This window comes from Oricola cellulosilytica (assembly GCF_019966575.1).
GTDB classification, from domain to species: domain Bacteria; phylum Pseudomonadota; class Alphaproteobacteria; order Rhizobiales; family Rhizobiaceae; genus Oricola; species Oricola cellulosilytica.
In genome coordinates, this window is sequence record NZ_JAINFK010000004.1 from 293,523 (window position 1) to 308,695 (window position 15,173).

Here is a 15,173-nt window from a genome sequence, read left to right on the forward strand (position 1 = left end):
GATAGGGGGACAGGGTAAATGGCGGTTTAGCGAACAGCGTAAAGATACGGTTAACCAGGCATTGGACGCTAAAAACAAAAACGGCTCCCGAAGGAGCCGTTCATGCGCGGGACCTCGATCCCGCCGTTATTCTTCGATCTGCGCGTACTCATTGGCGATCTCGAGCGTCGCCAGCGCGCCGACCGTCAAGGTGAGATTGACAGCAGTATTGCCGAGCTTGGCAAAACGCGCGGGAACGTAGACCGGCTCACCAAGAATTGCATTGCTGTCGCCGGGGATCACCACCAGCGATTCGACAAGGCCCTGTTCGTCAAGAAAGGCGTCGGTGACATAGCCGATATTGACACCCTCCTGGCTGACCACCGTCATGCCGAGCCAGGCGTCGTTCAACTCGTGTTCTTCCTCGTGCGAGAAATATTCCTGCTCGGGTGCGGCAGAGCCGCCGAAACGACCGTCGAAGCGTTCCGGCGACGGATCGGCATAGGCCATCACATAAGGCGCCTGATCTGCGCGTGTGTCGATCTGCATAGCGGTGGCCTGCAAGGGAGCAAGGATGGCGAAGGTCGCGAGCACCGCTGCGATGCGGTCGGACACGCGTCCGGTCCGAGCGCCCGACGTTCCGGCGCGCGTGGTATCGGCTGCGGAATTCATTTCGGTCTTGCGAATCTGTTTCATCGTCGTTGCCTCTGCCTGTTCAGCGGCCTTTTCCGGCTCTGATTTGCCCTGACAACGATAATCTGCGGGTGTTGGTTCCGATGTGCGCTACGTCACATGTTCACGCCCGCATCGATTCGGCGCCGTTTTCGGCTCCACATGCGCTTTGGTTCAGAATGAAGGGCGCAAGTTCCAGGACCGGCATCGGGCGGCCGAGAAGGAAGCCTTGGCAATACGTGCAGCCCACCGCCTGAACCAGTTCCAGTTGCTCTCCAGTCTCCACACCCTCCGCAGTGGTCGTCAGCCCGAGACGTCCGCCGAGTGCGGCGATCGTCTCGAATACGCCCCGCGCGGCTTCGTTTTCGAGCGCGGTCGTGACGAATGAGCGGTCGATCTTGAGTTTGTCGAAGGGAAATTTGAGCAGGTACAGCAGACTAGAATAACCGGTGCCGAAATCGTCAAGCGAGATCGACACGCCCATCGACTTGATCTCTTCCATGTACAGGACGATTTCCTGCGGCCTGTCGGCAAACACCTGTTCCGTGATTTCGACCTCGAGCCTGTTGCCCGGCAGCCCCGACATGGCCAGCGCGTCGCGCACGGAGGACACGATGCGCCCGTCACGGAACTGTGGCATCGACACGTTCACCGCGACGGACAGATGATCCGGCCACTCGGCCGCGACGGAGCTGGCCTCGTTCAGAACCCAGGTGCCGAGATCGCCGATCACGCCTATCTTTTCGGCTGCGGGGATGAACCGGCTCGGGCTGACATTGCCCAGATCCGGATGCTTCCAGCGGGCAAGCGCCTCAAAACCGGCCAGCGCACCATCATCGGCCGAGAAGAACGGCTGAAACGCGAGGCTGAGCTGACCGCGGGCGATCGCCTGACGCAGTTCCTCCTCGAACTGTATTTCATCGCGTTTGTGCGCGTCCATGTCGGTGTCGTAGAGAAGATAGGTGCCTTTTCCGGCTTCCTTCGCCTTGTACAGCGCCATGTCGGCCGCGCGGATCAGCTCCGCGGGGGTGCTGCCGTGCAACCCGACGATGGCCATGCCCACCGAAACCCCGATGGTGCAGATCCCTGCGCCGCTTTCGTATGGCTGGGCGATGCACTTGATCAGCCGGCGCGCGAAGTCCTCGACGGGACGGAGGTCGTGCTCGAACGGCGTAAGCACCGCGAATTCGTCCCCGCCCAGCCGCGCCGCTGTATCGTCGACGCCGATCATGGTCCTGATCCGTTCGGCCGCCTCCTCCAGCACCCGGTCGCCGGCGGTATGGCCGTACATATCGTTGACCGCCTTGAAGCCATCGAGATCGAGATACAGGACGGCATAGGATCGCAACCCCTCCAGGTCATCCCCGATCGCCTCTTCGAGATGCTCACGGAAGGATGATCGGTTCACCAGTCCGGTCATCGGGTCGTGATGCGCGAGAAAATGGACCCGCTGCTCGCTCTTGGTTTCTTCCGTCACATTCGACATCACCCCCCGATAGCCCGAAAAGGTTCCGTCGTTGTCGTAGAGGGGTTTGCCGTTCATCCGGAACCAGAAGCGTTCGCCGCTCTCCAGACCGAGTCCGACGAGGTGGTTGCGGATGAGTTGCCGTGACTGCGTAAGAACGGCCAGATCGCGCTGGCCGTGGGTAACGATCTGTCGCGGACCCTCGCGAGTCAGATCGTCGACTGCCATCGCCTCCAGCACCGTCGCGCTTGAGAGGCCGCAGGCCGACGCCACTTCTTCCACGCCGCGCACGATCGCGCCGTTCCCGTCGGTTTCCCATATCCAGTCGCGGCCGCCATGCTCGTATTCCTTGAGCAGGATGTCGATTGTCGCCGCTTGGTCGCGGACCCGCTTTTCGCTGATGACGGCCTGCACGAACCCCCGTCCGTTGGAATTTGCTGACCGGATGAGAACGACGCCGTAGATGAAAAGAAGCGGTGCGAGAACGAGCGCCTCGCCGGTGCCCAGCAACAGGATTGCGACCCCGCTGAACATCAGCACCACGACCGTGTAGACTGTCGCGGCGATCGGAACGAAACCCAGCGCGATTGCGCCCCCGCCCAGCATCCCGGTCACCACCATCGTCGTCAGCACGGCCGGAAATCCGTCGAACTGGGCGAAGACGAGGCAGGGCAGCACCCCCCACAAAGTCGCGAGAATTCCGCAATTGACGAGCAGCCGCCGGACAGCGCGAATGCTGACGGAATAGGGTTGAGAGCGGCGGCGGCGCGCTTCGGCCGTGCGAAGACCGGTCACGGCGTAACCGAGAACGGCGAGGAGCCACGCGAGGATCGAGATGCCCCCACCGGCTATCAGCAAGGCGAAGCCGACGATGGCGCCGTTGGCGATATTCGCCATCATGAGCAGCGGCGAGATCGCGACCAGCCGGCCAAGCTGCATCGCGCGGAGGTGCCCGGCCAGGTCGCCGTCCACGTCCAGTCCGCGGTAGTAGGCGCTTTCAAGCGCCAACAGCCAACGATCGAAAAAATTCATCCACCACTCCCGCGCGGTAGTTTAATGCAGCGGCATTAGGTACCGGTAAAAACAGATGGATAACAAAATGATAAGCGCCGGATTTCAGTGTTTTCGCCGCACCGCCGTGAAGCCGCCGCTTTTAAAATCTGCCGGTTCTGTCACTATGTCCCTGGCTTGGGGGGCGGCCGTGCCGCGGCGATGACATGAGCGATTTGTACAAGCCCGCGGAGATTGCCGGCCTGGTCCGGAGATCGGGCGTGGCGAAAACCGAAGCTCCCTCGTCCGCCCTTTTCGTGCTGGCCGTATTGGCCGGCGTCTTCATCGCTTTCGGTGCGGCGTTTTACACTGTCGCCATCACCGGTGCCGACGCCGGCGCGGGACCGGTGCGGGTGCTGGGCGGGCTGACCTTCTCCCTCGGTCTGATCCTCGTCATCGTTGGCGGCGCCGAACTCTTTACCGGCAACGCGCTGATCGTCATGGCATGGGTCGACAAGCTCATCACCACGCGTGCCCTGTTGCGGAACTGGGCAATTGTCTATGCCGGCAATCTGTTCGGCAGCCTCCTTCTTGCCGGAGGTGTTGCCCTGACCGGCTTGCTTGCCGGTCCCTTCGGCGAGACCGCCGCGCGGATTGCCGCCGCCAAGTTCGCGCTCGAGCCGCTAGAGGTTTTTGCCCGCGCGGTCCTCTGCAACGCGCTGGTCTGCCTGGCGGTGTGGCTGTCCTTCGCCGCGCGCACTGCCGCCGGCAAGATTTTGGGCATCATATTCCCGATCAGCGCCTTCGTGGCTCTGGGCTTCGAGCATTCGGTCGCAAACATGTATCTGCTTCCGGTGGGCATGATCGCGGGTGCGGTCGGAACGGTCGCCGATGCCGTTGTAAACATCGCGATCGCCACGATCGGCAACATCATCGGAGGCGCCGGCGGCGTCGCCCTCGCCTACCATTTCGCCTTCAAGGGTCAGCATGGCTGACTCGGGCGTTCCCTTCAGGCATCCTCGACATTGATCCGCCGCCAGCGCGACTCCGCGAAGGAATAGGCGGAAAAGGCAAGCAATCCAATGCCTGTTGCCGCAAGCAGATACTGACCGGCCGGCATGCCCTGAACGAATTCGAGCGCATCCTTCAGGCCCGGCGTGTCGCCGGAATCGCCGGCATTGAGGAAGCGGTAGAAGAACAGCACCGCAATAATGGCGAACACGAAGCCGCGGGCGGCAAGGCCAGTTATCGAGACCGGATGGATGACCTTCATCGCATCCTCGTTCGCCTCGAAATGCTCGGCGTATTTCTGCTTGAAGGCCTTCCAGAAATGGGCACCGGCGACTCCGAGAAAAATGATCGCGAGACCCAGCGAGACGATGCTTTCGCCGACAAAACCGGCGACGAAGTCCGACAGCGATCCAGACCCGCCGCTCGAGCCCGAGCCGCCGCCCGAGCCCGGAATGACGCCCAGCATGTCGAGCGCGAGGAGCGCCAGCGTCGCATACGTGAACGCGCTCACCAGCAAACCCCCGCGCACCGCCATGCCCTTTGCACCGGTACCGTGATCGTCGGTGTCCATGATCCCCTGGATCAGGCGCCAGACGACATAGCCAACTAGCCCGAGGATCAGAACCGCAACGAGCACCGTCCCGAAGGGCTGTTCGAGCAGCGTCTGCAAGGCACCCCTCGAATCCTTCTCCTGCGCCGCGCCGGCGGCCGCCAGAATGGCGAACAGGCCGATGATGAAATAGACCAGCCCGCGCGCGGCGTAGCCCATCCGGGCGAGCGGTTTGATCCAGGGTTTCGCGGTGTCCATGCGTGCTCCTCAGGTTTCCGAATGGCCGAGTTCGTCGCCGGTGGCGCGATGTGCGGTCCAGTAATGGGCGGCCAGCCAGCACAGGCTGGCCCAGGTGGCGCCGGCGGCCCAGCCGGCAATGACGTCGCTCGGCCAGTGGACGCCGAGATAGACCCGGCTGCCGCCGATGATAAGCGCCAGCAGAAAGGCCGAAACGGGGATGAAGACGCGAACCGAATGGCGCGGCACGAAGCGGATCGCGACGGCTGCCAGCGTCAGGTAGGCGAGCATGCTGACGGTCGCGTGACCACTCGGGAAGCTCGAGGTAAACGTCCGGTCGAGATGGTCGACGAGATCCGGACGAGGTCGCTCGAACAACGACTTGAGGCCGGTCGACAGAAGAGTTCCGCCGCCGAGCGCCCCCGCCAGAAACAGCGCTGCCGCGCGATGCCGCAGCAGGATCAGCACCGCGATCACGAATACGGCGACCACAGTGAGGATCGGGTACCCGCCAAGCGCCGTGAGCTCCGCCGCCGTATCCTCGAACCAGGGCGGCCCCCACGCGTCCGACAGGTCTTGAGGGTCGCGCAGCGCCAGCAGCACGGCCTCATCCAGACCGACCGCAAGGCCCGAGCGCACGGCATAAACCATCAATGCGAAGATCGCGCTGCCCACCGCCACCACGCCCCACATCGCCATGACCGGTGGATGGTGGTGGTCGCGATCAATATCTGCCAGCCCCCCGGCGCGCGCGCTGCGGCGGGGTGGGGAGGCGTCAGGGCGCATGGCCGGATTGTGACGGGAATGTGTCATTGGCAACGCAACGCATTGGGCGTCGCTCGGTTCCGCCGGGCGGGAAACTTTGGAACTCCAGCGGCTCGGCGCGGTTTCCCTTCGTGAAGAATGAAGGGACCGCATCATGAACATCGCGATATTGCTCGCCGGGCTTGTCCTGCTGGTTATGGTCCTCGCGGATTTTGCCTACACGACGGTCAGCGCCAACATGACTGGGCCGTTGACGCGCCGGGTGGCGGCCGGCGTCTGGCAAGTGCATTCACTGCTTGCGCGTATCAGTGGCGGGCGATGGGTGCGCCGGGCGGCCGGGCCGCTCGTCATGTCCGGTGTGGCAATGTTCTGGATCGCGGGCACGTCGCTCGCCTGGTTGCTTGTCTTCCAGTCCGATCCGCAGGCCGTCCTCAACAAGCAGACCGACACCCCGGCCGGCTGGGCGCAAAGCTACGCCTTCGTGGGCAGCGCCCTCTCGACGGTGGGCGCGTCGAATGCGCGCGCCGGAACGACGGTCTGGGACATCGTCGCCATGGCGGCGGCGGTAAACGGCATGGTCGTGCTGACCCTCTCCGTCACCTTCGTCCTCAACGTCACCCAGACGGTGACGACCGGCCGCGGTGTCGTCATGCTGGCCGATCTGGTGGACCCCGCCGATACCGGTAACAGGTCGACATTACTGCCCGAACTGACCACGCTCTGCATGCGCCTCAACGGTGCCCCACTTGCGCTTTACTACAGTACCGACCGCGAGGAACTGAGCGTGCCGGACGGACTGCTGCGGCTGGCGCGCCGTGCCGCCAGAACGCCGGAGGTCTTCGAGGACTACCGCCACATATTAAAGGAACTGCCCCATTTCGATGCGCCGGAAGACCTTTCCTCTGGGGCCTTTCTGGAGAAATTGGCGGCGTGGCGCGATCGGTTCAGTCCGCATGGGACCGGCGATGAGGCCCATGGAAAAGGCCGGTGACCAGCTCGCCGGCAGCGGCGAGGAAACACTATTTCTGGTCTGGCACGATGCACGGGACAGGGAAATCGCCGGCGAGGGGCCGGACATCTTCTGCCTTGCCGAAAACCTCTATCTCGTTCGCTCCGCCGAAACCCTTTCCTCGCTTTACCACGCGGTGAAGCGCCGCACGCAGCCCGGCAAACTGCTGGTGGCGCGCCTCGCCGGCCCACCCAAGTTCAAGGGCATGGCAGAGGGAGCGCTGAAATGGGTGCGGGCCGTCTGATCGCCCTTCGCGCCGCTCCGGGGCTTTGGAGCGCACCCGCTTCATGCTAGGAAGACCGGCCATGGGGCTTGCGATGCCGCGCTTCGCGCGCCGGCATCAGGTCGATGAGGAGATTCGCCCATGGCTTTTTCCCGCCATTCCGCCCATTTCATCTTCAGGTCTGCGACGTGCTCCGCCGGTCTCGCTGCGGCGCTTGCGGCGTTCACGTTACCCGCGACGGCGCAGACGCCATGCCCGCCGCCGGCTGGTGCGACAGTCGACCGCTGCCTTGTCGGCGCGTGGATCGGCACCAACAACGCCATGACGAAACTGATCGAAGGCTTTGAACGCATGGGGGCGGCCGACCTGATCACGGACATGACGGCGGACATGTCCCATACCGTCGCCGTGCGTGTCTTCGACGACGGCTTTTTTTCCACGATTCCCTTCAACCGGAATCTCGAAATGCAGGATTTCGACGACAGGACGGGCGACATCACGATCACCCAGTTCGACCTGCGGGTCGACACCGCGACCGGCTATTACTGGACCGAGGGCGACCGCCTCAAATTTTGCAGCAGCGGCGGAACTGCCATCTTCGGCGCCACGGTCTCCGGCCCGGAAGGTTCCAGCTCGATGACCATGCCGGTGCCGGGCGGCGGTGATTTCGTGCCGGACATGACCTACACCTGTTCGGGCGACGAATTCAGCATGACGGTCGCCCTTCCCCAGCCGATCGGCGATGTCGATTACTTCCTGCAGCGCGTCGACCCCGCCCGCCTGCCCGAGGAACTTGCCGACATCCTGCGCCCGGACGGGGGATAAGCGGCGGGGCTCGCCTCAGCGGCGACGACCGTGCGGTCCCGTTTGACGAAACGTCTTTTGGGCTCGACACTGACGAATTCTGTTCTCAATCTTGCTGATCGACGGATGATCTGCACGCGGGTATCGGTATGCCCTCAAGAATCTGACGACGGTAAGCGCCAATGTCATACTGCGTTTTCATGCACCGGTCCGACTCGATATACGAGGACATCCCGGCGGAACAGTACCAGTTTCCAAGACAATACCTAGCGCGAGCCGAGCCGAGCGTTGGGAGTTGGATATTATATCTCGAACCGCGAAAAGTGCACCACACCCGGGGTTATTTTGCCGTCGCGCGCGTCCAGGAAATTATACCTGATCCGAACGTTACGGGAATGTTCGTCGCGCTAATAGAGCAAGGTTCCTATCTGGAGTTTCCGAATTCTGTCCCATTTAGTGAGCAAGATGGCCCGCTCGAGCGGGGACTCCTAAACGAGTCCGGCAATTTGTCAGGTCGCGCTCAGTCAGCGGTCCGACCAATTTCTGATGTTGATTTTCTACGCATCGTGGAGCGAGGCTTGGCGGAGTCAGAGCCCTTCTTGCCACGTTTGGACGACACCCCCGCTGGCTTCGAGTTGCACGAAGTTCAATCACCTTTTGTTTTCGAGCAAGTCCGAGATCGGACCCAGTACTTGATGTCTCGTGCACTGCGAGATCGGGCATTTCGTCGGCTCGTCCTACGCGCTTACGGAGAACGCTGCGCTTTCACTGGGCTCAAACTGATTAATGGAGGTGGCCGAGCAGAAGTGAATGCAGCACACATTCGACCCGTAGAATCGAAAGGTCCGGACTCTGTAACGAACGGAATAGCCTTGTCTGGAACTGCACATTGGATGTTTGACCGGGGGCTTGTCAGCCTGACCAATGATTTGGAAATCATTATCTCCCGTCAGGTGAATGACCTTGCAGCGGTTCGCGGTTTCATTAATCAGTCCGGATATGCATTTGCTCCCGATGTAAGCAAACACCGTGCCCATCCGAAATTTATAGAATGGCATCGGGAGAACATCTTCAAACACTGATACCCCTCCTGACGCCGCCCTGTCAGCACCCCTGCCCGGCGACCCCTTCACTTGTCGCGCGGCATTTCCCATATTGGCCGCATGGCCAAATCTCCCCCGAAAAAAACCGGCAAGCCCTCCGGGTTTGAAGAGCAGCCGCAGGCGGAGTTCGAAGGCGCTCCGCTGTCCGGGACGCCCTTCGAGCAAAGCGAGAAGGACAAGCGAGTCCCGGCGAAAGAATTGTCCGGCAGCGTCGAGGACTGGGTTCGCCAATTGGAGGACGAGGCCGCGCGCGACGCCCGCGCCGCCGAAACGCGCGAGATCCGTTCCAAAGCGGGAAAGCACCGGCGAAAGGCCCAGGGGCCCGCCAGCGCCGAGCGCAGCGAGAAGCTTAAGGGCGGGCCCAAACAAAAAGAAGACCGGATTTATTCGGTCGGCGACAAGCGCACCGGCGGCGGCGCCTCGATCGGCGGCACCAACGATCCGCGCGAGCGCGCCGCGGCAGGCCTGATGCCGGTGGCCGGGCTCGACGTGTCGCTGGAGGAGGCGTCGAAGCTTTCCTCCACCACCGGCGTCACCGCCACGGTCGAGGCCCTCAAGGCGCTGATCGATTCCGGCAACCCGCTGCACAAGGACGGCCGATTGTGGGTTCCGCATCGCCCCGCCCGGCCGGACAAGTCCGAGGGCGGCATTCCGATCCGCATGAAGACGGACTACCGGCCCTCCGGCGACCAGCCGACGGCGATCAGGGATCTGGTTGAGGGGCTCACGGGGACATCGCACGTGGAGCCGCGCAGCGGTGACGCGCAAGATTCCCCGCAACAAAAAGGCGACCGCACGCAGACCCTCCTCGGCGTCACCGGCTCCGGCAAGACCTTCACCATGGCCAAGGTGATCGAGGAGACGCAGCGCCCGGCGCTGATCCTCGCCCCCAACAAGACGCTCGCCGCCCAGCTCTACGGCGAGTTCAAGGGCTTCTTCCCGGACAACGCGGTCGAGTATTTCGTCTCCTATTACGACTACTACCAGCCCGAGGCCTACGTTCCGCGCACCGACACCTATATCGAGAAGGAATCCTCGATCAACGAGCAGATCGACCGCATGCGCCACTCGGCGACGCGCTCGCTCCTGGAGCGCGACGACTGCATCATCGTGGCTAGCGTGTCCTGCATCTACGGTATCGGCTCGGTCGAGACCTACACCGCCATGACCTTCCAGATGTCGGTCGGCGACCGCATCGACCAGCGCCAGCTCCTCGCCGATCTCGTCGCCCAGCAATACAAGCGCCGCGACATGGATTTCCAGCGCGGCTCGTTCCGCGTGCGCGGCGACACCATCGAGCTGTTCCCGGCCCACCTCGAGGACCGCGCCTGGCGCATCTCGCTGTTCGGCGACGAGATCGACGCCATCGACGAGTTCGACCCGCTGACCGGCCAGAAGACCGACCAGCTCAAGACCGTCAAGATCTACGCCAACTCGCACTACGTCACCCCGCGCCCGACGCTCAACCAGGCGCAGAAATCGATCAAGGCCGAGCTCGCCCTGCGCCTTGAGGAGCTGGAAAAGGCCGGCCGCCTGCTGGAGGCGCAGCGGCTTGAGCAGCGCACCCGCTTCGATCTGGAGATGCTGGAGGCCACCGGCTCCTGCCAGGGCATCGAGAACTATTCGCGCTATCTCACCGGCCGCAATCCCGGCGAGCCGCCGCCCACCCTGTTCGAATACATCCCCGACAACGCCATCGTCTTCATCGACGAGAGCCACGTCACCGTGCCGCAGATCGGCGCCATGTACCGGGGCGACTTCCGCCGCAAGGCGACGCTGGCCGAATACGGCTTCCGCCTGCCGTCGTGCATGGACAACCGGCCGCTGCGCTTCGAGGAGTGGGACGCCATGCGCCCGCAGACCATCGCCGTCTCGGCAACCCCCGGCGAGTGGGAGCTCGAACAGTCCGGCGGCGTCTTCGCCGAGCAGGTCATCCGCCCCACCGGCCTGATCGACCCGCCGGTCGAGGTGCGCCCCGCCAGGACCCAGGTCGACGACGTCGTCGACGAGATCCACCAGGTCACCAAGGCCGGCTACCGCACGCTGGTCACCGTGCTCACCAAGCGCATGGCCGAGGATCTCACCGAATACCTCCACGAGCAGGGCGTGCGCGTGCGCTACATGCATTCGGACATCGACACGCTGGAGCGCATCGAGATCCTGCGCGATCTGCGCCTCGGCGCGTTCGACGTGCTGGTCGGCATCAATCTGCTGCGCGAGGGGCTCGACATTCCCGAATGCGGCTTCGTCGCCATTCTCGACGCCGACAAGGAGGGCTTCCTGCGCTCCGAGACCTCGCTGATCCAGACCATCGGCCGCGCCGCCCGCAATGTCGACGGCAAGGTCGTCCTCTACGCCGACAACGTCACCGGCTCGATGCAGCGCGCCATCGACGAGACCGACCGCCGCCGCGACAAGCAGCTCGAATACAACGCCGCCCACGGCATCACTCCGGAATCGATCAAGTCGAACATCGCCGACATTCTCGGCTCGGTCTACGAGCGCGACCATGTCCGCGCCGACATCACCGGGCCGAAGGGCTCGGCGAAGGACGAGGGCGCGCTGATCGGCAACAACCTCGCCGCCCATATCGACTATCTTGAAAAGGAGATGCGCGACGCCGCCGCCGATCTGGATTTCGAAAAAGCCGCCCGCCTGCGCGACGAGGTCAAGCGCCTCAAGGCGCAGGAACTGGAACTGATGGACGATCCTCTTGCGCGCGACACCGGGATCGAGAATACCCAGGCATCAAGGAAGGCTGCGGCGCGCAAGGGGCCCGCCAGCAACGAGCGCAGCGAGGCGCTTAAGGGCGGGACAAACAACACCGGCAAGCGCGACCGCGCGTCGGCCGGTCCGGCCGCGCCCGCGCAGGCCAGCTCGCGCAGCGAGCGCTCGGCCGTGAGCGAAAATGAAACCGGTGAAAGCTACTTCCACAAACCCGATCTCGACGAAATGACCGTCGGCCGCACCGAAAAGCCAGTCGGCAAGACACCGCCGAAAAAGCCTGGCACACTCTCCCCCCTTGCGGGGGAGATGTCGGCGAAGCCGACAGAGGGGGGCGATTCCGATAACCCCGCCCCAATCAAGCGCCACAGGATCGGCGTCGGAAGCTACGAAGACCCTTCGGACGAACGCGCCCGCAAGCGCAAGCCGGGCAAGACCGGCAGGCCGGGGCGGTAATCTAATCCGCCGTCATCCTCGGGCTTGACCCGAGGACCCATTCCGAAAAGTCGCCAATTCTTCGTTACTAGGGAATAAGGCCCTCATTTCTCGCATCTCGGAAGAAAGAAGGGCGCTAAAAGCCATCCCACTCGATCTTCGATCAAGTTCTGGTTTTCGGCATAGACCAGCCTCAACCGTGGTGGCTCAGCTGCAGAATGGTCACCAAACGAAGACATATTTTTGGTGGCTGTTTGGGATTTAAACTTGGCACCATTTGTTCAACCAGTCTAAACATGGATGTGATGATTTAAGATTACGCTTCGGGAATCACCTCGGCCCAAACCGCGAGCATGTGAGCAATCGATACAATCGAAAGATAAATTTTAGATGATAGAAAGTAGCGTCTCAGGGCAGGCAGATATCGAAGAGTTCTCCCGTTTCATAAAATTAGTTCAAACAACTGATTGGATGAGGGGGCGACATAAACAAATTGCGGCCTTGCATGCACTTTGTACGGATAGTTCTCATTTTTTTATATTGAATGAGATGTTCGAAAGAATGGTGGTCATGGCTGGATCGACTTTTACCGAAGCAGCAGACTGGATTGCCAACGATATATCAAGTTACACCGGAAATGACCCCAAGACCCATCGGATTATCCCACATGACTTCGACGATAAAAGTGGCAGCTCGAACGCATTATTCGAAAAGCTTCGCATCAGCTTTTCTGGCATAAGTGGGTGGGATAGCGCTGGCGTATTTTCGAAGAATTTGAGAGATACGTTATCCGACAAAACCATCACATCGATTTCAGTAGTAGATGACTTTGTCGGAACAGGTTCAAAGGTATCAAAATTGCTCGCCTGGATCGCCAATAACCGTGATGACATCCGAGTAGATATTATTTCGTGCGTATCACTCAAGACAGGCTTCGAACGAAAATATGACGCACCTGTTTTCCGTCGAACAAGTGCTTGGAAAGTTCTGGAGAAAGCGATCTCCGAGATGATACCCTCCGAAATACGAGACCTCGCCATCCAAGCGATGAAAGATCTTGAAGATGCTCACGGGGCAATTCCAGAGAGTTTTTCATTTGGATTCGAACAGTCTGAAGCTGCTTATGGAGCTTTAGATTGGAGTGTACCAAATAATACTTTTCCTATTTTCTGGAAGAAATCAAGACTGGAGCAGTCAACGTTATTCGTACGAGCACGAAGATGAAATTTAATACATCGGATGCTACTATTTTTCAGTTTTTATGCAAAAACGAGAGCATCAACTTATATCAGATCCACGAAGAGACAAAAATAACGCCGGCCGATCTTTTCTTTTCGGCTGTGCGGCTTGCAGAGCTAGACATGTTATATATACGACGCGAGGAGTTAATACGATCCAAGAATTTCAAAGAACTGGCGCTGAAGTACCGTTGGGATTTTGTAAATCGTCCAAAACGGTGGAAAGCGGTTTTTCTTGACGAACCGGGAGAACTTACAGAAGGTGATAATAATGCCTCGCTCGATAGCACTTAGGGGTGCACTCGCCCCTCAGTCTCACGGGGGATTTAGCACTTTGGACCTGCTACAATCAGGTCCCACAGGGCTACGCCCTTGTGTCGGGAAACCGCAAAGCGGTTGTCCCAAAAAGAAGATGAACTTTCTTGATTGTATCGGGCGGGGCAGATTTTGAGCTTGATTCATGAAATTTGCGAAAAATCCGGCTTGCCAAAAGACAAAATCACGGCGCTCGCCTATAGAAATAGACCAAGATACAGAATATTTCATATTCATACTGGCAAGAAACAGAGGTTGATAAAGGCCCCAATACCGAGCTTAAGGGCGGCCCAAAAAGCTCTCGCTGCAATAATTTCTGAGAAGCTAAAGCCGGAAGAATGCGCCCACGGGTATGTAACTGACCGATCAGTTATAACTCATGCAGCCTCCCATCTAGGAAAGAAGGCGTTCTTTAAAACAGATATAGTGGATTGTTTTGGATCAATCAATTTTCCGGAGATTGCAAATACACTTCGGGAGGCGAAATACAATTCAGTTGACTCCTTTATAGCGGCATCAATTGCAACGGACGAGGGGTCGCTACCGCAAGGAGCGCCATCCTCTCCATTACTGTGTAATTTGGTTTTACGTTCAGTGGATAGGCCCCTAAGTAAACTAGCTGACAAATTATGTGCGACATATACAAGATACGGCGACGACATCGTAATGTCAGCAGATGATTTCGACATAAATATTATATCTATTGTAAGAAACGTGCTTTCTCGGCATGGATTTAAAATGAATGAAGATAAGACATATATTGCTATAGAACCCCAGCAAAATATAATTACTGGGATATCAATTGCAACAGGATATCCAAAGGTAAGAAAGAGTTTTAAGCGCCAAGTGCGTCTGGAAACACACCTTCTTCTAAAAAAAGGGATTGTTTCATATCTAGAGAGCGATGGATACATAGATCCATTCGCCGCAGACCGAGTGTTAGGAAAATTGACTTGGTGGTCTCACGTTGAGCCGGACGCAGAGTTCCCAAAAAAGCACTCGATAATGATCAGATCCATGATGAAAGAAGTTGCTAGAGGCTGAGAGAGGTTATCGGGGTTGGTAGTATGTTTGCAAATATGTTTTTGACTATCACGAATGTAATTTCGGCATGTTTCGAGCATTAATTTTTTTGTTATCCCCTACGCCGCCTCCACCGCCGCTTTCATCCGCTCCAATTCCTTCATCAAGTGCTCCCGCCACTCGTTCTCCTCCTCGCTTTCGATCGCCATCTCGATGATGATGACCTGGGGCAGGCAACTGTCCGCACAAAGCTCGCAAAAACGTCGATAACTTTTTTGCCGCCTTCGGCATAAGCCGTTGAAAGGGCGCGGTTTTCGCATTTTTCTGCCAGAAACTCATCAACACCTCCCGGGTCTGCCGCATACTGTTTCCGTCTCTCGCAGGAAGCCTGGGTGCACACCGGCAAACAGGGAGAGGCCGGCGCCTGGCGGGGCGGGGAGAGGTCCCTGCCTGGGTGATGAGCCCCCACGTCGGGCCGGAAGAAGGTTTGCGGTGTTGGAGCGACCCCGCCCGGACAGCGGCTTGCCGCTTACGAGAAGTACCGTAGCGGCTTGCCGCTTACGGGAAATACCGTAGCGGCTTGCCGCTGGAAGGGTGTGTCGGAAAGCGGCTTGCCGCCGACGGCAGTGA

The 15,173-nt window shown here is 59.9% G+C and carries 14 protein-coding genes; 9 read left to right on the forward strand and 5 right to left on the reverse strand.

The genetic code is table 11. From position 1 onward, the window contains the following. Window positions 1-126: 126 nt before the first annotated feature. Both LC298_RS11435 and LC298_RS11440 read right to left on the reverse strand, forming a co-directional pair. The gene (locus LC298_RS11435) at window positions 127-675 is read right to left on the reverse strand and encodes a PRC-barrel domain-containing protein (RefSeq protein ID WP_131567277.1); all 549 of its coding nucleotides are present in this window, start codon (window positions 673-675) and stop codon (window positions 127-129) included. Between the two features lie 100 nt (window positions 676-775). After that, window positions 776-3,148, reverse strand: coding sequence for a putative bifunctional diguanylate cyclase/phosphodiesterase (locus LC298_RS11440; protein WP_131567279.1), 2,373 nt, complete (start codon window positions 3,146-3,148; stop codon window positions 776-778). 185 nt (window positions 3,149-3,333) lie between these two features. Here LC298_RS11440 and LC298_RS11445 point away from each other — a divergent pair, with 185 nt between their 5' ends. After that, window positions 3,334-4,101, forward strand: a complete 768-nt coding sequence (locus LC298_RS11445) for a formate/nitrite transporter family protein (protein ID WP_131567281.1) — start codon at window positions 3,334-3,336, stop codon at window positions 4,099-4,101. Window positions 4,102-4,115: 14 nt separating this feature from the next. On the opposite strand, the gene LC298_RS11450 is transcribed toward LC298_RS11445, so the two are convergent. Then, window positions 4,116-4,925 (reverse strand): DUF1206 domain-containing protein, encoded by an 810-nt coding sequence (locus tag LC298_RS11450; RefSeq protein ID WP_131567283.1) that lies wholly within the window; start codon window positions 4,923-4,925, stop codon window positions 4,116-4,118. Window positions 4,926-4,934: 9 nt separating this feature from the next. Next, a complete protein-coding gene (locus LC298_RS11455) occupies window positions 4,935-5,717 on the reverse strand; it encodes a phosphatase PAP2 family protein (protein ID WP_158284726.1) in 783 nt (260 codons plus the stop codon). A gap of 106 nt (window positions 5,718-5,823) precedes the next feature. On the opposite strand from LC298_RS11455, the gene LC298_RS11460 reads away from it, so the two are divergent. From LC298_RS11460 to LC298_RS11495, 8 genes are all read left to right on the forward strand, one after another. Beyond that, complete coding sequence (locus LC298_RS11460; RefSeq protein ID WP_131567286.1) at window positions 5,824-6,660, forward strand: hypothetical protein; 837 nt, start codon at window positions 5,824-5,826, stop codon at window positions 6,658-6,660. Then, entirely contained in the window at window positions 6,644-6,922 is a 279-nt protein-coding gene (locus tag LC298_RS11465) for a hypothetical protein (RefSeq protein ID WP_131567288.1), read from the forward strand. Before LC298_RS11460 ends, LC298_RS11465 begins: the two co-directional genes overlap by 17 nt. Before the next feature lie 120 nt (window positions 6,923-7,042). Next, entirely contained in the window at window positions 7,043-7,726 is a 684-nt protein-coding gene (locus tag LC298_RS11470) for a hypothetical protein (RefSeq protein ID WP_131567290.1), read from the forward strand. A gap of 161 nt (window positions 7,727-7,887) precedes the next feature. Next, window positions 7,888-8,787, forward strand: coding sequence for an HNH endonuclease (locus LC298_RS11475; protein WP_131567292.1), 900 nt, complete (start codon window positions 7,888-7,890; stop codon window positions 8,785-8,787). Between the two features lie 81 nt (window positions 8,788-8,868). Beyond that, the gene (gene uvrB / locus LC298_RS11480; protein WP_131567666.1) at window positions 8,869-11,988 is read left to right on the forward strand and encodes an excinuclease ABC subunit UvrB; all 3,120 of its coding nucleotides are present in this window, start codon (window positions 8,869-8,871) and stop codon (window positions 11,986-11,988) included. A 369-nt stretch (window positions 11,989-12,357) separates the two neighbouring features. Then, entirely contained in the window at window positions 12,358-13,191 is an 834-nt protein-coding gene (locus LC298_RS11485) for a phosphoribosyltransferase-like protein (RefSeq protein ID WP_131567294.1), read from the forward strand. After that, window positions 13,188-13,499, forward strand: coding sequence for a hypothetical protein (locus LC298_RS11490; RefSeq protein ID WP_131567295.1), 312 nt, complete (start codon window positions 13,188-13,190; stop codon window positions 13,497-13,499). The genes LC298_RS11485 and LC298_RS11490 overlap by 4 nt, the downstream gene beginning before the upstream one ends. Window positions 13,500-13,688: 189 nt before the next feature. After that, window positions 13,689-14,564 (forward strand): reverse transcriptase family protein, encoded by an 876-nt coding sequence (locus tag LC298_RS11495; protein WP_158284727.1) that lies wholly within the window; start codon window positions 13,689-13,691, stop codon window positions 14,562-14,564. Window positions 14,565-14,612: 48 nt separating this feature from the next. Here the strand turns inward: LC298_RS11495 and LC298_RS11500 are convergent, their stop codons facing one another. Continuing rightward, the gene (locus LC298_RS11500; protein ID WP_131567297.1) at window positions 14,613-14,882 is read right to left on the reverse strand and encodes a hypothetical protein; all 270 of its coding nucleotides are present in this window, start codon (window positions 14,880-14,882) and stop codon (window positions 14,613-14,615) included. Window positions 14,883-15,173: the final 291 nt, after the last annotated feature.